The sequence below is a fragment of the Novacetimonas hansenii genome, from assembly GCF_014843995.1.
Classification (GTDB): domain Bacteria; phylum Pseudomonadota; class Alphaproteobacteria; order Acetobacterales; family Acetobacteraceae; genus Novacetimonas; species Novacetimonas hansenii.
On sequence record NZ_CP062147.1, the window covers coordinates 377,501 to 396,913 of the forward strand.

Consider the following 19,413-nt stretch of genomic DNA (forward strand, 5'->3'; position numbering starts at 1 on the left):
TGTTGCAGAAGAAGCAGAACGGAATGGAAAGTCCGGCCATAGAGGGTGATAGCCCCTTATGCGTAGTGTCTGTGATGATCCTTGAGTAGGGCGGGACACGTGAAATCCTGTCTGAACATGGGGGGACCACCCTCCAAGCCTAAATACTCCCTGGTGACCGATAGCGAACAAGTACCGTGAGGGAAAGGTGAAAAGCACCCCGACGAGGGGAGTGAAAGAGACCTGAAACCGAATGCCTACAAGCAGTCGGAGCCTCTTATGGGGTGACGGCGTACCTTTTGTATAATGGGTCAGCGAGTTTCTGTTTGCAGCAAGCTTAAGCCGTTAGGTGTAGGCGCAGCGAAAGCGAGTCTGAACAGGGCGACGAGTTGCTGGCAGAAGACCCGAAACCGAGTGATCTAGCCATGGCCAGGCTGAAGGTGCGGTAACACGCACTGGAGGGCCGAACCCACGCCTGTTGAAAAAGTCGGGGATGAGCTGTGGCTAGGGGTGAAAGGCCAATCAAACTCGGAAATAGCTGGTTCTCCGCGAAATCTATTGAGGTAGATCGTCTGGTATTACCCCGGGGGGTAGAGCACTGGATGGGCTAGGGGGGCCCAAAGCCTTACCAAACCTAACCAAACTCCGAATACCCGGAAGTATGAGCCAGGCAGACAGACAGTGGGTGCTAAGGTCCATTGTCGAGAGGGAAACAGCCCAGACCACCAGCTAAGGCCCCTAAATCGTGGCTAAGTGGGAAAGGATGTGGGGATTCCAAAACAACCAGGAGGTTGGCTTAGAAGCAGCCATCCTTTAAAGAAAGCGTAATAGCTCACTGGTCTAATAGAAACCCTGCGCCGAAAATGTAACGGGGCTCAAGCCACGTGCCGAAGCTGTGGGTGCATACTTTGTATGCGCGGTAGCGGAGCGTTCCGTAAGTCTGTGAAGGGGACGGGGTGACCCTCCCTGGAGATATCGGAAGTGCGAATGCTGACATGAGTAGCGATAAACAGTGCGAGAAACACTGTCGCCGAAAGTCCAAGGGTTCCTGCGCAAGGTTAATCCGCGCAGGGTGAGCCGGCCCCTAAGGCGAGGGCGAAAGCCGTAGTCGATGGAAACCGGGTGAATATTCCCGGGCCTGCCAGAAGTGACGAATGCAATATGTTGTCGGGTCTTATCGGATTGACCCGGCTTTTGGAGCATTCCAGGAAATAGCTCTGGCATATAGACCGTACCCGAAACCGACACAGGTGGACTGGTAGAGAATACCAAGGCGCTTGAGAGAACGATGCTGAAGGAACTAGGCAAATTACTTGCGTAACTTCGGGATAAGCAAGACCCGTCCGTGGGCAACCACAGGCGGGTGGCACAAACCAGGGGGTAGCGACTGTTTAGTAAAAACACAGGGCTGTGCGAAGTCGAGAGACGACGTATACGGCCTGACGCCTGCCCGGTGCCGGAAGGTTAAGAGGAGGTGTGCAAGCACCGAATTGAAGCCCCGGTAAACGGCGGCCGTAACTATAACGGTCCTAAGGTAGCGAAATTCCTTGTCGGGTAAGTTCCGACCTGCACGAATGGCGTAACGACTTCCCCGCTGTCTCCAGCATCGGCTCAGCGAAATTGAATTCCCCGTGAAGATGCGGGGTACCCGCGGTCAGACGGAAAGACCCTATGAACCTTTACTGCAGCTTTGCAGTGGCATCAGAGACATTCTGTGTAGGATAGGTGGGAGGCTTTGAAACCGGGGCGCCAGTTCCGGTGGAGCCATCCTTGAAATACCACCCTGACTGTTTCTGATGTCTAACCGAGACCAGTAAGCCTGGTCCGGGACCCTGCATGGTGGGCAGTTTGACTGGGGCGGTCGCCTCCCAAAGTGTAACGGAGGCGCGCGATGGTGGGCTCAGGTCGGTCGGACATCGACTGTTGAGTGCAATGGCATAAGCCCGCCTGACTGTGAGAGTGACAGCTCGATCAGAGACGAAAGTCGGCCATAGTGATCCGGTGGTCCCGCGTGGAAGGGCCATCGCTCAACGGATAAAAGGTACTCTAGGGATAACAGGCTGATCTCCCCCAAGAGTCCACATCGACGGGGAGGTTTGGCACCTCGATGTCGGCTCATCACATCCTGGGGCTGGAGCAGGTCCCAAGGGTTCGGCTGTTCGCCGATTAAAGTGGTACGTGAGCTGGGTTTAGAACGTCGTGAGACAGTTCGGTCCCTATCTGCCGTGGGTGTTGGAGACTTGAGAGGATTTGTCCCTAGTACGAGAGGACCGGGATGAACATACCTCTGGTGCACCGGTTGTCGCGCCAGCGGCACAGCCGGGTAGCTAAGTATGGAAGGGATAACCGCTGAAAGCATCTAAGCGGGAAACCCACCTCAAAACAAGGTCTCCCCAAGGGCCGTGATAGACCATCACGTCAATAGGCCAGGTGTGGAAGCGCAGTAATGCGTGCAGCTGACTGGTCCTAATCGCCCAATAGGCTCATTCACACAGCCACTCAACGTGGAAAACATACATGCACAGCAGTCATCCACCCACTCTATCCTCTCAGCACCAACCTCCCACACAGTCCCTCAGGACTGACTGGATGATCTGGTGGCCATGGCGGGACGTGCTCCACCCGATCCCATCCCGAACTCGGACGTGAAAAAACCCAGCGCCTATGATACTGTGCCTTAAGGCACGGGAAAGTCGGTCGCCGCCAGATCTTCCAGTCAGCCCTGAATGAAAAATACCACCGCGGGGTGGAGCAGCCCGGTAGCTCGTCAGGCTCATAACCTGAAGGCCGCAGGTTCAAATCCTGCCCCCGCAACCAGGCAATAAGTCTTTGATAGGACACGATAAAAGCCACCCCGAAGGGTGGCTTTTTTTGTGCCCAAATCACGCCGCAGGATGCACATAGGATGCAATCGGGAGCGAAAGCGCAGCGTAGGTTGGGCTGATTTCACGTGTGCGTGAACGTGGGAGCGAGGTTCTTTAGGCAGTCCGGTCAGACTCGAACCGCAATGTCGTGAGCAAAGTTCTGGCCAAGAGCTTCAGTTGTGATCGACGCCATGCGATATCCGTTCGCCGGGTTGCTCAGATAGGCTAGGTAGGCACCGGCGCGGCCGCCATCATCCCCATCAAGATCGGCGCGATCGCTCACGACGAGGCCTCGTCGTCTTAGACCCGGTTCGAGCAGGCGAAGGATATCCAGATAGAGCCCTTTCGAGGCATCAAGCAGGATCAGGTCGATTGGCTGCGGCACATCGCGGGCAAGCGTAGTCATGGCATCTGGCTGAGCACGGGCGGGATGGTTTCCTGCCTGCGTGGTTCGAAGCGCGTGGTGTCATGTGGGCGGCCGATCTTCTGCGGCAAGGAGACGTGCCGTGAGATATCGTCTGATTCCTGCCGTAGTGGTCATTGCTTTTACGGCTTCATCTTCTCCTCCTGCCAACGCGCAATGGGCGGTCTATGACGGTGCCAACCACGTCCAGAACGTGCTGATCGCGGCCCGTACGCTCCAGCAGATCGACAATCAGATCACGTCACTGGCCAACCAGGCCCAGATGCTGGTCAATCAGGGACGTAACCTCGCGAGCCTGCCGCTTTCGACACTCTCGACACTGCAAGCGACGATTTCCCAGACCACGTCATTGCTCGCGCAGGCGCAGAATATTGCCTACAGCGTCCAGTCCGTCGAGCAGCAGTATCAGCAGGCGTACACATCTGTCTCGTCGGGTATGTCTGACAGCGCCCTGTTTTCTCAGGCGCAGACGCGCTGGCAGAATTCCGTCGGTGGGTTTGAAGACGCCCTGAAGTTGCAGGCGCGGGTGGTGGGCAATATCCCCAGCGACAGCAGCGCCATGACGCAGCTTGTCTCGGCCAGCCAGACCTCCTCGGGAGCCTTACAGGCGGTGCAGGCGGGGAATCAGCTTATGGCGCTTCAGTCCCGCCAGCTTTCCGACATCCAGGCCGAACTCGCCGCAAATGGCCGGGCCACCGCCCTGCAGCAGGCGCGCGATGCAGCAACAGAAGCGGAGAGCGAGGCGCAATATCAGCATTTCTCCCAGCATGACGTCTACGTGCCCGGCACGGTGTCGATGTTCGGCAGCAGCGGGAACTGACCGCCATGGCCACCAATGATGTCGGCGTCATCGATACTTTCCTGAACACTTTCACCACCACCATCGATACCGGGTTCGGTCTGCTGAAGGGCAACGTGCTTTCGCTGGCCGGAACGCTGTCCGTGCTGGATATCGCACTGGCCGGGCTGTTCTGGGCCTGGGCTGCGGATGAGGACATCATCCAGCGTCTGGTGAAGAAGACGCTCTATATCGGGTTCTTCGCCTTTGTGATCAATGATTTTGACCATCTGTCGAAGGTGATGTTCGACAGTTTTGCTCAACTTGGTCTGAGGGCAGGGGGCGGAACGCTGGCGCTTTCGGATTTCCTGCGTCCCGGTCGTCTGGCGTCAACCGGTTTCGATGCGGCCCAGCCGCTTCTGGACTCTGTCCATAATCTGCTCGGCCCTGTCGCCTTCTTTACGAATTTCATCCAGATTTTTGTGCTCTGCCTGTCCTGGCTGATTGTGCTGGCGGCGTTCTTTATTCTGGCGGTGCAGCTTTTTGTCGCCCTGATCGAATTCAAGCTGACGACGCTGGCAGGCTTCGTGCTGATCCCCTTCGCCCTGTTCAACCGCACCGCCTTTCTGGCCGAGAAGGTGCTGGGCAATGTCGTCTCGTCGGGTGTGAAGATCATGGTGCTGGCGGTGATCTCTGCCATCGCCTCGGTGCTCTTCAAACAGTTCACCATCTCCTACGGCAGCGATGTTCCCACGATCGGGCAATCCGTATCGGTGGTGCTGGCCTCGCTCGCGATTGTCGGTCTGTCCATTTATGGCGGCAGCATTGCCAACGGTCTGATTTCCGGCGCCCCCCAGCTTGGGGCAGGAGCCGCTGTCGGCACCGGCATGGCAGTCGGCGCGATGGGGGCTGCGGCGGTGGCGGGCGTTGGAGCCGTTGCCTCCGGCGGTGCCGCAGCCATCGGCGCGACCGCCGCTGCTGCACGTGGCGGGGCTGCGATCGCAGGGGCAGCTACCACCGCATACTCCGTTGGCGCTGCCGGGCAAAGGCCCGCCTGCCGCAGTTGCGCACGCTCATGCCGCCGGGCGCGGATATCACAGTGGCGCGGGATGGCTCGGCGGTGATCCGGTCCTCGCTGCACCACACGCTGGTGACGCTGCTGGCGTCCTGCGTGCTGGCGCTGGTCGTGGTCTGGGTGTTCCTGCGTTCATGGACTGCGTCTATCGCAGCGGCGATCATCGTGCCGTGCTGCCTGATCGCCAGTCTCGGGCCGATGCATCTGGCAGGCTTCGGGCTGGATAATCTCTCGCTCATGGCGCTGACGGTGGTGACGGGGCTGGTAGTGGATGACGCCATCGTGGTGATCGAGAACATCATCCGCATGCGTGAGCGGGACCTGTCCGTTGACGAGGCCGCCATTTCCGGGGCCAGCGAGGTGGCGTTCACGCTGCTGTCCATTACCGTCTCGGTGCTGGCGGTGTTCCTGCCGATCGGGCTGGCCTCGGGCCTGACGGGGCGGCTGTTCCGGGAGTTTGCCGGAACGGTGGGTATCGCCGTGACGGTGTCGCTGGTTCTTTCCTGCGTGGTCACACCGTGTCTGACGGCGCTGTGCATGCGCTTTGCCGAAAACAGAACCGCCGTGCATCCAGAAGTGGATGTCGCAGATTTTCTGGATCATGAAAAACACAGCGACAGTCTGTATCGGCGCACCCTGGAAGTCTGCCTGACCCATCCCGGCAAGACGGCACTGCTGCTGCCGCTGACCCTGCTGGTGGGCGTAGTCCTGTTTACCCGCATGCCAAAGGTCGTGTTCCCGCGTCAGGATATCGGCATCGTCTCGGGCGGATCGCGTGGCAGTGGCAGTTCACTGGCCCAGACCAAAGCGCGGCTGGAGCGGTTCAGCAGGGTGCTGCTGGAAGATCCCGCTGTCAGCCACGTCATCGCCTATCTCGATACCGGCGAAGGCTCCAGCCACGGCATGGTGTTCGCAACCCTGCGCGATCTGTCCACCGGGCGCGCTTCGGGAGCAGAAGTGGCGGCGCGTGTGGTGGCCCGGATGGGGAAAGACATTCACGCCGAATATCATGCCCAGGCACCGGGCAACATCATGATGCGGGTCGGCTCGAACAGCAGCGGGGTCAGCTACATCCTGCGCAGCGAGGATGACCGGCTGCTGGGACCAGCCACACGCAGGCTGGCAAAAGCCCTGCGCCACCATCCGGAGTTCACGGATGTTGACCCGGACATCGATCCACCGGGGCAGGGGATCACGCTTACCATTGACCGCGATACCGCCGCCCGCGTTGGCGTGACGCCACAGGTGATCGGCAACACCCTGTCGGACGCGCTCGGCCAGACCACGGCCTCGGTCGTCTACACGACACACGGGCAGTATAACGTGGTGCTGACCGTGGAACACCGCTTCCAGCGTGATCCTGAAATCCTGAAGCAGTTCTGGGTCAGTCCCTCGGGCGGCTCCGCCTCGGGCAGTTCGGCGTCCAACACCATCCGGGTGGTGACATCGGCTGCGGCCAGCACCACAACCTCGACCGGTGCGACGGCCTTCAGGAACCAGATTGCCAACTCGCTGGCTGGCGGGGCGAATGCCTCGACCGGATCGGCTGTAGCGACCGGGGCGGAAACACTGGTGCCGTTGTCCGTCGTGGCCCGGATCACCCCCAGCCTCGACCCGGTGGCCGTGACCCATATCGGTTACGCCAGTTCCGCCTCGCTGGCGCTGGAACTTGCGCCCGGCGTCAGCCTGTCACAGGCGCAGGCGATCATCGATCAGGAATGGCGCAGCCTGCATCTCCCGGGAACCATAAACGGTGAACTGCAGAGTGATGAGGGTGACGTCGGCAAAAGCACCCATGACAGCGAGATCCTGATCGTCGGTGCTGTGCTCGCCGTCTATCTGACATTGGGCATGCTGTATGAAAGCGTGTGGCACCCGCTGACCATTCTCTCCACCATCCCCTCGGCCGGGATCGGGGCTGTCATGGCGCTCGACCTGTTCGGGCTGCCGTTCTCGGGCATGGCGGTGATCGCCATGCTGCTGCTGACCGGCATCTCGCTGAAGAACGCGATCCTGCTGGTGGATTTCGCCATCCATGCTGAACGCGAACGCGGCCTGACTGCGCGGGACGCCATCCGCGAGGCCTGTCTGCTGCGTCTGCGGCCGATCGTCATGACCACCTTCGCCGCCGCTCTTGGCGCGCTGCCACTGGTGCTGATGGGGGGCTATGGCATGGAACTGCGTCAACCGCTGGGGATAGCGCTGATTGGCGGTCTGCTCGTCAGCCAGACCCAGACCATGTTCACGACCCCGGCACTCTATCTGCTGGTGGCAAGAGGGGCCGCAAAAAATCATTTTCGCACTTACTAATAGGTTCTTTATCGCCACTATCACTACATAACGTCTGATAGGCTCGGATAGATCGTCGATAGCGTCTGATACGAATGATTTCTTTTTCCAGGTTTATTTTTGAGAACAAGCCAGGAACATTCGTCTGGACATACGAATATTTTGGCGCCATCATGGCGCCATGAGCCATGCTACAGAAAATTCGGGAGTTCGCGCGATGGACCGGATCAATCTGCGCCTCTCTACGGAGACGTTTGGAGCGATTGATGACGCGCGCGCAAAAAGGGCTGGAAGAGTGTCTCGTAACACTTGGATAGCGGAAGCGATTGAAGAAAAGCTCGCGCGTGAGGTGGTGTCGTTACAAGAAGATGACGTCAGGTCTACAGCCAATGCCTAGTTTTTACGAATTTTTTGCTGGCGGCGGGATGGCCCGTGCGGGACTGGGGGACGGCTGGACGTGTCTGTTCGCCAATGATTTTGATCATAAAAAAGGTCTGAGTTATCAGGCCAACTGGGGAACAGGAGGAGAATTGCGGGTTGGGGACGTCAATGATGTCCGTGTTGAAGACTTACCTGGTGTTGCAGATCTCGTATGGGGTTCATTCCCATGCCAGGATTTGTCGTTGGCTGGAGGGGGCGCAGGTCTTAAAGGAGAGCGTTCTGGCACCTTCTATCCTTTCTGGCATGTCGTGAGAGAGCTTGTTTCAGAGGGAAGAGCCCCGAAAATTATAGCTCTTGAAAATGTCATTGGCACGCTGACGTCTCATGGGGGACAGGATTTCGACGCTATCTGTCGGACTTTTGTCGAGACCGGATATCGGTATGGAGCGCTCGTAATCAACGCCTCATTGTTTGTGCCTCAGTCACGTCCTCGCTTGTTCATGATCGGGGTGCATAAGGATGTCGAAATTCATCCTTCATTGTTATCTCCTGAACCGCTTGACCCGTTTCACACCAATGGATTGAAGAGGGCTGTTCAGGGAATATCAAAAAAGGCGCAAACTCAATTTTTGTGGTGGAATATTCCTACTCCATCGCATCGGCATACAACTTTCGCTGATCTGATTGAGGAGGCGCCTACTGGAGTGCCTTGGCATACAGCCAGCGAAACCGAAAGATTGATTTCGATGATGTCTGCCACCAATCTCGCCAAAGTAAATGCTGCAAAACGTGCGGGCAGGCGTATGGTGGGAGCCATCTATAGACGAACACGTCTTGATGAAAACGGGGCGAAAGTTCAGCGTGCTGAAGTGCGGTTTGACGATATCGCAGGTTGTCTTCGGACGCCGGCAGGGGGTTCAAGCCGTCAGACAATTATTGTTGTTGACGGCCGGAAGGTTCGGTCGCGGCTAATCTCCACTCGTGAAACAGCAAGGCTGATGGGGCTCGGAGATCATTACAAGCTGCCTAAGAATTATAATGAAGCTTATCACCTGACAGGGGATGGCGTAGCTGTGCCTGTCGTTCGTCATCTGGCGCAGCATATCCTGGAACCGTTACTTGGCATGGTTTCCGAAGGGAAACAGGAAGCGGCATGACCATTATTCCCTGTAAACAGAACAAGGGATTGCGCGATCAAATCGAGAGGTTTGCTGAAATACTTAAAACAGAAGCGCATAAACTTGGCGACCATGGTTTGGATGAGCGAGAGTTCTATCAGTCTGGTTTGTTTCGTGGCGCGATAGAGCGTGTCCGTGGCCAGTTTTCGGCCACTATGCGTGGCAAACGAGAGTTTGTTCAGCATGCGCTGAATCATATGGAAGACGGCGGTTTTATTGCTGGATGGGATCTGACAGATAATGCAAACCGTAATGATTATATTGTTCGTCTAAATAGTGGACGTGTTGCTGTTATTGACCTTAAGGGCTGTCTTGATGGGAATAACACGAATATTTTTGAACGACCGCCACTCGCTGATGAGTTTGTGATCTGGAGTATCTGTTCCAATCCTGGTGCAGATCCTCAACGAAACGCTTGGTCGGGCATTCATACACGTCTTAGCGCTGAAATGATTGCGCGGAACCAGCGAGTGGATGGGGTGCTGTTGTGGGATATGGTTTGCGCGACAATTGGTAGACCTTGCCCAAAATCCGTAGATGGTGATCGGTTGACCAATCTTGGTCCTTTTTGTGTGCCTCCTCCGTGTATCTATCTGTTTCCTGAGAATATCCCTTCAATTTCTATTCCTTTTGTTAAAGGACGGGATATTGGAGAAGTTGAAATTCTCGCGGCTTTTAATGCTGCTTTCGGTGGATATGCCGAGGAAATCCATCATGTCGACTTTCGGATGGAAATGCGAGGAAGTGAGTTGATGCGTCAGACAGTTGTGCGACGTGCTGGCACGATAGAACAGGTTTCAGAAATGACGGCAATTCGACGAGTTGAGAAAGATTTATGATGTTATCACAACGAGCAGTATTGGCGGCGTTTGACGATGATTATATCGGTTTGTCAAAAGGGTCTTTATCTCTTGCTCTGATCCTAACGAGGAATGCGGCATCGAAGCAGTTCCCGTTAGATAAAAATTCGTTCGTAACAACAAAAGGAGGGCAAGTCGCCGGATTGGGCGGTGGGGCGGTAAAGAAAATACTTAAAGACCATGGCATTGAGCGTATTCTCTCTAGTGAAGGGGGTAGAACCAGTCGAGGGAATATGGAGAGAATGAATGCATACATTGATGTTCTAAACGATCTGCATTCTCACAATTTATTGGATTTAGATGCTGCGGAGAAATATTGGGTAGAGCGTGCTCAGGCGTATTTTGACGCTCTTCCGTTTACTTTCAAACTTGATCCATCACGCTCTTTACGGGCTTGTGTAAGAGATCTTTTGGCGCAGGCCGTAGAACGTCAACGTGAGGTTTCCGGCACCATGTATGCGGGCGCTGTTATGCAGCATCTGGTCGGAGCCAAACTAAATGTGATCACAAAAGGTAGTATTCGTCATCACGGTTTTTCGGTTGCGGATGCGCCATCTAATCGCTCAGGAGATTTTTTGATCGGAGATGTGGCTATTCATGTCACAACTGCGCCTGGAGAAGCGCTTATTCGGAAATGCCAAGACAATCTCAGTTCCGGTTTACGTCCTCTTATTGTGACTACAGAAGATGGGGTAGGTGGTGCCAAAGCACTCGCCAAGCAGGTTGGAGTAGACGATCGCCTTGATATTATTGAAATCGAGCAATTTTTAGCGACGAATGTTTATGAGTGGAGTACCTTTGAACGGGACGCCAGACAGACGGCGGTGAGGGATATTATCGATCATTATAATAAAATTATCGCCGAGTGCGAGAGCGACCCAAGCCTCAGAATTGAATTTGATGGATGAAAGTAGATCCTGTTCGTTCACGAACTATGAGGGCAGTTAAGTCGAAGAATACGAGCCCGGAGTTGGTGGTAAGAAAGCTTATCCATGCAATGGGATACAGGTTTCGGCTCCATCGTAAAGATCTTCCTGGCTCTCCAGATTTGGTTTTTCCAGGTCGAAAATTGGCTTTATTTGTGAATGGATGCTTTTGGCATGGGCATGATTGTCCACGAGGAGCACGGATTCCGAAAAGCAACACAGAGTATTGGACAAAAAAAATTGAACGCAATCGCGTGCGAGATAAAGAGACGCTGATCGCATTGCAGAAGTTAGGTTGGCGTGTCCATGTTATATGGGAATGTGAGATTAAGGATAGGGAACGCCTTGAAGTAAATATCAAGTGTCTCATGGAATTATAGAATGGATTACGCCTTTGGAGGTATATTAATGATGTATATTTAAAATATTACTTGTATAATTCTAGCGGTCTCGTGGGTTTGAATATCGTCGTCGTTTCTCTCCTTTATGATTTGGACGCGACGGTGCTGTTCTCTTTTATTCGTACTGGTGTAAAGACGACTTGATTGTTTCGCGAAAGTCTGACGGAGGCTTGCACGGTCGGGGTATCATTAATCGTTTTGACACCACTTTGCGTGACGCCGGCTAATCAATCGTAGCCTCCAGTGTTTCTCTGGGTAGGGCAAGGGCAGCAGAAATTTTTAGGTCGATCCCTTTGACCGCGCGCTGGATGGGCTCTTTCTTGAGGTGGGCGTAACGTGCTGTTGATTTAAGATCACGGTGACCTAGAAGCTTTCCGATCATGATCAGATCCTCGCCGAGTTCAAGCGCATCAGATGCAAAGGAATGACGAAGATCGTGAATACGGACGTCCTCCAACCCGGCTTCCTTTCGGATGCGTCGCCACGGCTTCTCCAGATCGGTCAGATGACCACCGTCCTTCCGTCCAGTGATGACATATGGATTGCCCGCGATCATGGGGATGCTCTTCAGCAGGCCCACCGCGCTCTCGCCCAACTGCACGGTGCGAGCGCCATTTTTGCTGTCGGGTAACCTGATTACTCCTTCGTCCAGAAAGACATATTCCCATTTTAGGCGCTGGATCTCTCGAAGACGGCAACCAGTTAAAAGCAGGAGTTGAAAGGCATTGACGGCTTCCGGCATCGTGGACCTGGCATCGTCGAGTGCTTTGCCTAGGCGCTGATGTTCTTCTGCTGCGAGGTAACGCTCGCGCTTCTGCTCCTTATAGCGTTTCACGCCCCTGCATGGATTGACGTTGTCTGTCCGCACACCCCAGAGAATTGCCAGAGAGAACATTTTCGACAGCACCCCCAGAGTCCGGTTGGCCTGATACGGGATATGCCGATAGGTGTGGTGGAATGTGACGACATCAGAATGCGTGACAGCGGCCATCTTCCGGCTGCCAATTTTTTTCGTAATGAACAGGTCAATCGCGCGTTGATATTCGGCTTGTGTGGTTGATTTCAGATGCGTCTTCACATGCCGTTCAATGAAAATCTTGCAGAACTGGCTGACAGTGGGGGAGGTCCGCTCTTCGCCGCGTTCGGTATTTGGATCGTTACCGTCTTTCACACGGGCTAGGATTTTGATCGCTTCATCGCGTGCTTTGTCTGCCGTCCAGGGACCGTGATGGCCGATCGTATAACGTCGGAACCGCCCATTGGCTCGATAATGAACCACGTAGCTCATCCGGCCCGAAGGCCAGACCCGCAAGGCGAAGCCGGCGACCTGATCGTCCCAGACGATGTAGTCCTTTTCGGCAGGCTGGAGGGTGGCGATTATGCGCTTTGATATCCGGGGCATGGCTTCCTCTACAGGATGCATATAGGATGCAAATGGGATTGAAACATCAGCGTGAGTAAGCGTAGACAGAAGAGCCAAAATGAATGACTTATTCAATTAAAATAATAGGATAGTAGTGGTTCTTCGGGGCGCGTCGGGAAATTTCGTGGCAGGGCGTAGCTCTTACCTACAAACTCATAACCTGAAGGTCATAGGTTCAAATCCTATCCCCGCAACCATGAAATCCGTTTAATATCAAATGCTTAGGTCGCCTCAAGGGCGGCCTTTGGCGTTTCTGCTCCACCAACTGGAATCATATAGGAATCATTCGGGAGAGAAAAACCGCGTAGTTCCGGGACGCGCGGGGTGTGGCGCGAGAGGGCCGGGAAGGGCGCGAATCGGGATGTGGTTCTCAGGTTGCGGTGGAATCCGGACCTAATCTCAGGAAGGCGATGTACCAAAGTCGCCTTCCAGTCCGTCCTGGTTTTGATGGTGCGCCGTTCGTGCCACCTCTATGAATGCGCGCAGCGTAGCGGGAATGTGTCGCCGACCATGATAACAAAGGAAAAAGCCGGGCATTATCGGACACCAATCCTCTAGAACGCGGATCAGGCTTCCTTCCCGAAGGTATTCTTCGACAAGGCTTTCATAGACATAGGCAATACCCACGCCATCTAATGCGCCTTGCAGCATCAAAACGTGCTCATCGACGATGAGTGGGCCTTGCTACCGATTCTGTGTCCGCAGCCACGATGGCTGGCTCCATGTCATGTCGGCTATCGTCCGCATCTCAGACATATGGTGCCCCCAATGGCTTTCCGCTTAGCGGACAAGAGTGGTTGCGGAAGGGTTAAGCAACGCAGCAAGCGCTCTTGTTCTAATGTTCCTGTGTGACTAACATCAGCCTACAATCACTTTTTTTGGTATTAGAACGAAGAAACGATATAATACTCTACAAAACCTGTGGGGACTTTTGTCTATCGACGACGATATTTGGAGCCAAGCGCCTAGCTTAAGTTTCGAGAACGAAGCTGCGGTTGAGACCCGCCTCGTCGTGCCGTTACTGCGTGCCCTTGGCCATAACGAGACGGACCATATAGTTCCCAAGTACCCAGTGATTTTCCAAGAGGGGCGGAAAGGGCGCAGGCCTGAAGCAGACTTCATCGTGTTTGCCGAGCGACCGCACTCGCGCGCCACTTCCCTCATAACCGTAGAAGCGAAGCATCCGAACGAAGAGCTTTCGGGAGGAAAGGAGCAGGGCGAATCATATGCCGCCAACATCCGCACGCCGCTCCTGATTATTACGAACGGGCGATGTATCCAAATCTGGCAATACCAGCCGACTTACGAGAGTGAACTAGTCCTAGACTGCTCGGTCACCGAACTCCCAGCACTGCGGGGTAAGATCGAAGCGCTTCTAGCTAGGGAGGCAGTCCTCGCTCACATACGAACGATGAGGCACAAGTCTTTCGGGGTTTGGGCCCGAGATCTCGGGGCATATGAGCGGGCGGAGTTCGAAAGAGGGGACGGTGCTGGAATCGCGATTTCGCGGAGGTTGAAGAACATGGATTCGGGCTCGTGCGAATTCGCCTCGACTGATCTTCTGACAAACTACCCCGATGGTGCAGCGCTCTTCGCAGCGTCAGGCTACGGTAAGACGACCTTAGCACGTGAATTGCGTCGACAAGCCTTGGAAAGGCGATGGTTCGGCGAGAGCAGCAAACTTCCAGTTGAGGTTTTTCTGCCTGATCTGGTGTCCCACCGAGAGAGCCTGGAAATCTTCCTTTATACAAGGGTGGCCGCGCACTGCCCTCAAATTAGCCTTTCCGCGTTCAGGGATTGCTTGCGCGAAGATGGGATTGTTCTCCTTGCAGATGGCTTTGACCGCGTCCCAGCCGAGCATCAGTCAGTTACCGAAAGCGCGCTTATCACATTTCGACGTGATTTCCCAAAGACACAGCTTTTTTTATTCACACGCGCGATTTCGCGCCCAGAGCGTTTGGCGCTGTCCAGCGTGGAACTTCTAGAGCTGAATGGAGACGAGCAACATGCTTTAGTCGAGCGCTTCTTGCTTGCAGAGAAGCGCACCGGCGCGTCGTTCTGGTATCGTGCATCGAGTATGCTGCGGGAGCTGTGTAGCCACCCACTTATTCTGCAACTGACCCTTCTGCTTTACAAGGAACAAGGTCAGCTACCGAGCCAAATTGAACCCCTGTTTCAGGCTTGGCTCGACCGCTTACTGCCGAGATCACTTCCACTTGCGCGCCGGACAGAACTTAAGAGATTGCTAACCTCTTTCGCGAACGCGACCGTCAACGGGCCACTTTCAGAAGATGCTGCGGTCGAACTCGTTCGGAGTGAGGGTTTCTCAGACAGTCTCTTGCAATCACTTCTCGACGCTGACGCCCTGACACAGAGAGGGGCGACGGTGGAACTCCAACACGAAGCGCTAGCCGATTACCTTCGGGCCCTTGATATAGTTAAACATACATTAGCCGATGTGACATTAAGACTAAAAAAGCTTCCTTTACTAGAAGGATCGCAACTGCCCGCTCTTCTGATGGCGGTCGCCAAGAGCGCAGAAATGCAGCACCTTATATGGAGAGAAGTTGTATCCGCCGACATCACTGAGGCAATGGGAGCATTACGGTATCGTGCGGACCTCACTCCGGATTCCAACGCGGCCGATCCTGCGGGACTCTCTCGAGACTGCCTTTCTGAAATCTTGCAAGGGATAGAGCTGCCTTTAGAGGTTTACGTCCCTCGTCTGGCGTCCCGGATCCAGTTTGATCTCGTGGGATCTGATACACAACGCTTGGGCATCATTGGAACCATTGAACCGAAGAGTGGCCATTTAAGCTATTCGTTTGTAGCATGTGGTCAAGGCGAAGACCAAGTTAAGGTTGGTCAAGCCGTTAATGCCAACTCTAGCTACGGTATGCATCTTACCGCAATGGGGTTAAGGCTCGACAGTGGCCGCCTCATTGGCATGAGCCACATTCGGGATGGTCTACTCACATTGGTAAAGGAGCGTCGCCTCGACGGCGGCATTGTTTGGGCGGAGGAAAGGACCCTCGGTCGATTGCGGCATCTCGTTCGCAATTATGACTTCCCCTACATTTCAGGAATGAGTCTTGAGCAAGCAAGAGATCTTCTTATCCAGAGTGCTGGAAGTTGGGTTGCGCCTGGCGCATTTCGAGCGGGTCAAACATTTGCAATTGACGACCTCGTGGCCGAGATCGAGTTTTTAATCACGGAAGGGCGAACGCACCTTAATCCCTGGTGGGGCACATGCGACGCTTTTGATTTGGGTAATCCAGAGGGCCGAACTCGACTGAGCGAACTTCTGGATACGTATTACCGGCGAATGCAGCTCGCGTACAGAGAAATTGTGGAAACCAGTTTCCCGCTACTTGCGTACAAACTTCCACTTTACCAAGTCATGCCGGTTCGGTACGAAATTGAGATCGAATCTCATAACCGGCGAGGTTATCCGTCCCAAACGCTTCATTGGCGGTGGATGCCTGTGGACACGTTTGACCAGATCGGTGCCACCGTTACCTTTCCCTCAGAAATATCTGACATGCGGTCGGCAGTTGCATTGAACGATTATCTACAACGCATCGACGAGGAACTCGCCCGATTAGGACGGCATGTTTCTAATCTGCGATACACGTGCGGAGAGGAGAGGCTCCCTAATTTTGTCCATGGCTTTTCAACATTCGGTGCAGCGGTGGATGAGACATTGGTTGTGCATGCTACCTCCGCTCAAATTGAAGAGGATCTGAAATTTTTATTTCGTGAATTACCCACGAGCGACCAAGAAGCTCTGGACCGTATCGGGATTGGAGGTGACTTACTCTTTTGAGTATGTCTATCAGAAAACAGATATACAGATTTTCTAGCCAAAAAGGGGCCAGACAGGCGGCAGACGCCTTCATACCAACCGTTCAGTCAGACGTCGTAGCTTCACGAGTTCCGCAATGGTGTCCGACGGGCGAAGACGTTGTCTCGCCATTCCTCAATTTTTGGAAGGAGGTGCGATAGTTCCGGCGCCTGCCCCTCCAACAAGACGGCTAACAGATTGGAGCAGGTATATTCTGCCCAAGGTGTGATTGCCTCGATCTGTTTAAGCGTTTTCAGGGCACTTCCCCTCAAATCAGCGTAGTCCGATTTGTTGATCGTCTCAATCCATTCTTCCATGTGCTTCCAGTAGTTCGCCCCCGCGTTGATCGCGGTGGCCAGCGACAATCCGCTTTTCGTCATTGGCGGTGCGTCAAACGCTTCCGCCATCCTGATACCGAGTCCTGTTCGCGTCGCCGTTATGTAGCGTTGGATGGCCACAAAGCCGTGTCCGATAAAGTATTCGGCACTGTCGCAGAGGCCATCCGTCTCGGGGTCCTGAGACGCAGCAATAGCCGCATTAAGTCGGGTCAGCTCAAGGTCGAGAAGGCGCAAATGTCTCCCGAGTAGAGAAAAATCCCCGTCGGCATAGCCGTCATCACTCTTAATAATCGTCGTAATGCTCATAACCGACCTCGGCCCGATATGCAGCCTCTCGTTCAGCCTTCAGTTGCTCTAGTGAAACGTCGATTTTATTAAAGTCGATGCTATACATTGGTAGTTGCCAGAGGTTGTAAAATGCGTGAACGTGACTTTCATTAGCCTGTTCTGTGACAAGTCCCTCCTTGTCCAGCCGTGCTGCAAGTCGGTGAGTCAGATTGCGCGCTTCCGAGTACCCTTGACTGTCGACAAAATTGACCGCCCTCCAAACGTCAGCCGTCGCCTGCACCCCCGCGCGCGAGAACAAGCCGAGGGCGCTGAGCGCCTCTGTCAGCAGCAAGGATATAGGTTTCGTCCCTATCATTACTTCTGACCATTGATGTGGATCACTCCATTGCGGCTTTCCGTCCTCGTAAACCTCTATGTCCGCATACATCGCGCTTTCGCGGCTGTAGAGCGCCCAATTTGGCATTATGTACTCGTTCATTCTCCCTTCGAGATAATGACTCTGACGCTTCGTATCGACATATTCCTGTAGCTGGGTGACATTGACAGGCTTCCAGCTTTGGGCCTCGGCGTAGATCAGACGCGCAAGATGATCATAAAAGACCTTCTTGACGATGCGCCCAATCCGGCTGCTCAAGTGAGTAGATGGGCATCGCACTAAGTCGAGCAAAATGAGCGTCTTGGCCGCCTCTTCCTCCGCAAAGCATTCCAACACGCGAGCCTCACGCGGGGACCGATCAAGTTGGCGAGAAGCGTTCCAAAAACCTTGAGCGCTTTTGAGGATGATAGGCAAGCCTTCCGCGATGAAGTCGAGCCGTGCACTATATGACATCGTGCATAGGGCATGGGCTTGCCGATTACCATAAGAAGCTTTGATCATCGTAGGACCATATCAGGTTACAGAACTTCCACGTAACCTATTGCGCGCCTTTATGAATGCGCCGTGGAGCACCGGGGTAGTTAAATTGCGGACGTTCTTCTTTTCTGATCCTTCAAGTGAAAAGCGAGCAGATTACATTTCAGGACGTTGTTTTCTGTATCGAAGATGGATCGATCTGAGGCAGCGCGGTGGGTAAAATACGCTGGTGATAGGTTTCCGACATGAAGTCGATGAAGGCCGCGGCCGCGCTGACTGCGAGGCGAGCGTGCCGTGGCTCTAGACCTCGGTGCTTGCCGTCGCGACCATGGCCAGAACCGTAGAGGCTGCGAATTTCGGCCAAATATTGGGTGATTGTTGTCAAATTACGAAGTAGAAGACGGATCGTCTCGGCCCCCTTGGCTTCTTCCGAGATACCTTCCGGAACGAGCCGTAGCTCTTTTGTGAGAAGTTTTGTGAGTTCGGGTAAGCTCGCGGTCTTGGTGAATGGAACTTGCTGTCGAGTAAGGATCGACTTACAGCAGCTTTCAACCAAGTCTTTTGCAGTGCCTATAGCTAATGCTGGGTCAGCTTCGACCGCCACAACAAGACGTTCAATCTCTTTCTGCATCCAGCCTGCGTCAAGGGCATCGGCGACAGTTCTGGCACGGGAGACTGCTAATTGTCCCGCAAGCCCGGCTCTACGAGCAACGAAGAGCGGCCTACCTGCGATGCGTTCCTCCTCGACCAAGGACCAACCGTCCTGTCGGAGTTGGTCATTATATTGTGTAATTAGCCTTATCGACGCATCCTTGTCAGGTCGGACGACCGGATGGACAGTTTCGCAAAGGAAGCGCAAAAATACATCATCCGGGCCGCCTTGAAGACCTAAACGCACATCGTCATAGATCCAATTCTCGGACTAATCACAGTTGTTAACGCGATGCTGATAGATGTCGCCAGCCGCGTCTTTGTATCGGGAGTCGTAGGACGGCAACGCCTGTAGATCATAGATGCGTGCGAGGAAATCGACTTCGTCGAGGTTACCGCACCATCTGACTTTCTCAATCCGGAGGCCGTCGATAATGTTCAGCCGGGTTTGTCGTCTAATTCGAACACTGGGCTTAGCGGCAGCACCCGGCTCAGCAAGGCGTGGGACGATCTTGGCCCTATACCAATCTTCGCTATAGGGCTCCAGAACGGCTTTAAGGCGCTGGGTGATTTGCTCCTCGACGCCAGTCTTAGCGGCGCCAAGGAGCGCGTAGTCGGCAGCATCGATGGCAAGGTAAACAGTCCACGACTCGGTCCCACCGTTCCAGTTGTCGAACCCGGTCCGCTCAATGCGCGGCGCGGCCGAGCGCAACAGATCCGCGGCTTGGTTCATTCGTTCGGCGGCAAGCAGTTCTTCGACCGTTGCGAGATAACGGGCGGGGCTCTCAATCAAATCTTGCATATATCAAGTCTAAAGCATCGCACTTTGAGTTTAAAGGAAATAGTATCTCATTGAATTCA

Annotated in this window: 13 protein-coding genes, 1 tRNA gene, 2 rRNA genes and 4 pseudogenes (1 of these 20 running past the window's edge); 13 read left to right on the forward strand and 7 right to left on the reverse strand. The window is 54.4% G+C overall.

Features of this window, described 5'->3' with window-relative positions:
- From IFJ82_RS01620 to IFJ82_RS01630, 3 genes are all read left to right on the forward strand, one after another.
- Positions 1-2,470: ribosomal RNA gene (locus IFJ82_RS01620) — 23S ribosomal RNA — on the forward strand; it begins 271 nt to the left of the window's first position.
- A 102-nt stretch (positions 2,471-2,572) separates the two neighbouring features.
- Positions 2,573-2,688: ribosomal RNA gene (gene rrf / locus IFJ82_RS01625) — 5S ribosomal RNA — on the forward strand.
- Positions 2,689-2,719: 31 nt separating this feature from the next.
- Positions 2,720-2,796: transfer RNA gene (locus IFJ82_RS01630), tRNA-Met, on the forward strand.
- A 174-nt stretch (positions 2,797-2,970) separates the two neighbouring features.
- Here IFJ82_RS01630 and IFJ82_RS01635 read toward each other — a convergent pair.
- Positions 2,971-3,249 (reverse strand): O-methyltransferase, encoded by a 279-nt coding sequence (locus tag IFJ82_RS01635; RefSeq protein ID WP_192265383.1) that lies wholly within the window; start codon positions 3,247-3,249, stop codon positions 2,971-2,973.
- A 5-nt stretch (positions 3,250-3,254) separates the two neighbouring features.
- Between IFJ82_RS01635 and IFJ82_RS15965 the strand changes: the two are divergent.
- From IFJ82_RS15965 to IFJ82_RS01670, 8 genes and pseudogenes are all read left to right on the forward strand, one after another.
- Positions 3,255-3,353 (forward strand): annotated as a pseudogene (locus IFJ82_RS15965) (conjugal transfer protein TrbE); the annotation flags it as partial.
- Complete coding sequence (gene trbJ / locus IFJ82_RS01640; protein ID WP_192265389.1) at positions 3,350-4,087, forward strand: P-type conjugative transfer protein TrbJ; 738 nt, start codon at positions 3,350-3,352, stop codon at positions 4,085-4,087. The pseudogene IFJ82_RS15965 and the gene trbJ, both read left to right, overlap by 4 nt.
- Positions 4,088-4,092: 5 nt before the next feature.
- Positions 4,093-5,115 (forward strand): annotated as a pseudogene (trbL, locus tag IFJ82_RS01645) (P-type conjugative transfer protein TrbL); the annotation flags it as partial.
- A gap of 29 nt (positions 5,116-5,144) precedes the next feature.
- Positions 5,145-7,430 (forward strand): efflux RND transporter permease subunit, encoded by a 2,286-nt coding sequence (locus IFJ82_RS01650; RefSeq protein WP_225578730.1) that lies wholly within the window; start codon positions 5,145-5,147, stop codon positions 7,428-7,430.
- A 368-nt stretch (positions 7,431-7,798) separates the two neighbouring features.
- Positions 7,799-8,947 carry a DNA cytosine methyltransferase gene (locus IFJ82_RS01655; RefSeq protein ID WP_035353456.1) on the forward strand — a complete coding sequence of 383 codons (1,149 nt, stop codon included), beginning with the start codon at positions 7,799-7,801 and terminating at the stop codon, positions 8,945-8,947.
- Complete coding sequence (locus IFJ82_RS01660) at positions 8,944-9,807, forward strand: hypothetical protein (protein ID WP_035353460.1); 864 nt, start codon at positions 8,944-8,946, stop codon at positions 9,805-9,807. Before IFJ82_RS01655 ends, IFJ82_RS01660 begins: the two co-directional genes overlap by 4 nt.
- Complete coding sequence (locus IFJ82_RS01665; RefSeq protein WP_006115426.1) at positions 9,804-10,736, forward strand: DUF4928 family protein; 933 nt, start codon at positions 9,804-9,806, stop codon at positions 10,734-10,736. Before IFJ82_RS01660 ends, IFJ82_RS01665 begins: the two co-directional genes overlap by 4 nt.
- Positions 10,737-10,762: 26 nt before the next feature.
- Positions 10,763-11,134, forward strand: a complete 372-nt coding sequence (locus tag IFJ82_RS01670) for a very short patch repair endonuclease (RefSeq protein ID WP_225578817.1) — start codon at positions 10,763-10,765, stop codon at positions 11,132-11,134.
- Between the two features lie 244 nt (positions 11,135-11,378).
- Here IFJ82_RS01670 and IFJ82_RS01675 read toward each other — a convergent pair whose 3' ends face one another.
- Together IFJ82_RS01675 and IFJ82_RS01680 are read right to left on the reverse strand one after the other, a co-directional pair.
- The gene (locus IFJ82_RS01675; protein WP_192265391.1) at positions 11,379-12,557 is read right to left on the reverse strand and encodes a site-specific integrase; all 1,179 of its coding nucleotides are present in this window, start codon (positions 12,555-12,557) and stop codon (positions 11,379-11,381) included.
- A 420-nt stretch (positions 12,558-12,977) separates the two neighbouring features.
- Positions 12,978-13,229: a LysR substrate-binding domain-containing protein gene (locus IFJ82_RS01680; RefSeq protein ID WP_239026119.1), complete on the reverse strand. Its 252-nt coding sequence runs from the start codon at positions 13,227-13,229 to the stop codon at positions 12,978-12,980.
- A gap of 421 nt (positions 13,230-13,650) precedes the next feature.
- On the opposite strand from IFJ82_RS01680, the pseudogene IFJ82_RS15970 reads away from it, so the two are divergent.
- Positions 13,651-13,818, forward strand: a pseudogene (locus IFJ82_RS15970) (hypothetical protein); the annotation flags it as partial.
- A gap of 282 nt (positions 13,819-14,100) precedes the next feature.
- Complete coding sequence (locus IFJ82_RS01685; RefSeq protein ID WP_225578871.1) at positions 14,101-16,404, forward strand: ATP-binding protein; 2,304 nt, start codon at positions 14,101-14,103, stop codon at positions 16,402-16,404.
- A 101-nt stretch (positions 16,405-16,505) separates the two neighbouring features.
- Here the strand turns inward: IFJ82_RS01685 and IFJ82_RS01690 are convergent, their stop codons facing one another.
- From IFJ82_RS01690 to IFJ82_RS15635, 4 genes and pseudogenes are all read right to left on the reverse strand, one after another.
- On the reverse strand, positions 16,506-17,066 hold the full coding sequence (locus IFJ82_RS01690) for a hypothetical protein (protein WP_192265393.1): 561 nt from the start codon (positions 17,064-17,066) through the stop codon (positions 16,506-16,508).
- Positions 17,044-17,925, reverse strand: coding sequence for a hypothetical protein (locus IFJ82_RS01695; RefSeq protein ID WP_192265394.1), 882 nt, complete (start codon positions 17,923-17,925; stop codon positions 17,044-17,046). Before IFJ82_RS01695 ends, IFJ82_RS01690 begins: the two co-directional genes overlap by 23 nt.
- Positions 17,926-18,064: 139 nt before the next feature.
- A complete protein-coding gene (locus tag IFJ82_RS15630; RefSeq protein ID WP_225578818.1) occupies positions 18,065-18,532 on the reverse strand; it encodes an abortive infection family protein in 468 nt (155 codons plus the stop codon).
- 42 nt (positions 18,533-18,574) lie between these two features.
- A pseudogene (locus IFJ82_RS15635) lies at positions 18,575-19,354 on the reverse strand (AbiJ-related protein); the annotation flags it as partial.
- Between the last annotated feature and the right edge of the window lie 59 nt (positions 19,355-19,413).

Excerpts from the sequence above, each read along its gene's own strand:
- IFJ82_RS15630 (WP_225578818.1), bottom strand. The coding sequence starts at position 18,532 with ATGCAGAAAGAGATTGAACGTCTTGTTGTGGCGGTCGAAGCTGACCCA.
- IFJ82_RS01660 (WP_035353460.1), top strand. The coding sequence starts at position 8,944 with ATGACCATTATTCCCTGTAAACAGAACAAGGGATTGCGCGATCAAATC.
- IFJ82_RS01670 (WP_225578817.1), top strand. The coding sequence starts at position 10,763 with ATGAGGGCAGTTAAGTCGAAGAATACGAGCCCGGAGTTGGTGGTAAGA.
- IFJ82_RS01695 (WP_192265394.1), bottom strand. The coding sequence starts at position 17,925 with ATGATCAAAGCTTCTTATGGTAATCGGCAAGCCCATGCCCTATGCACG.
- IFJ82_RS01675 (WP_192265391.1), bottom strand. The coding sequence starts at position 12,557 with ATGCCCCGGATATCAAAGCGCATAATCGCCACCCTCCAGCCTGCCGAA.
- IFJ82_RS01685 (WP_225578871.1), top strand. The coding sequence starts at position 14,101 with ATGGATTCGGGCTCGTGCGAATTCGCCTCGACTGATCTTCTGACAAAC.
- IFJ82_RS01665 (WP_006115426.1), top strand. The coding sequence starts at position 9,804 with ATGATGTTATCACAACGAGCAGTATTGGCGGCGTTTGACGATGATTAT.
- IFJ82_RS01635 (WP_192265383.1), bottom strand. The coding sequence starts at position 3,249 with ATGACTACGCTTGCCCGCGATGTGCCGCAGCCAATCGACCTGATCCTG.
- IFJ82_RS01680 (WP_239026119.1), bottom strand. The coding sequence starts at position 13,229 with ATGCTGCAAGGCGCATTAGATGGCGTGGGTATTGCCTATGTCTATGAA.
- IFJ82_RS01655 (WP_035353456.1), top strand. The coding sequence starts at position 7,799 with ATGCCTAGTTTTTACGAATTTTTTGCTGGCGGCGGGATGGCCCGTGCG.
- IFJ82_RS01690 (WP_192265393.1), bottom strand. The coding sequence starts at position 17,066 with ATGAGCATTACGACGATTATTAAGAGTGATGACGGCTATGCCGACGGG.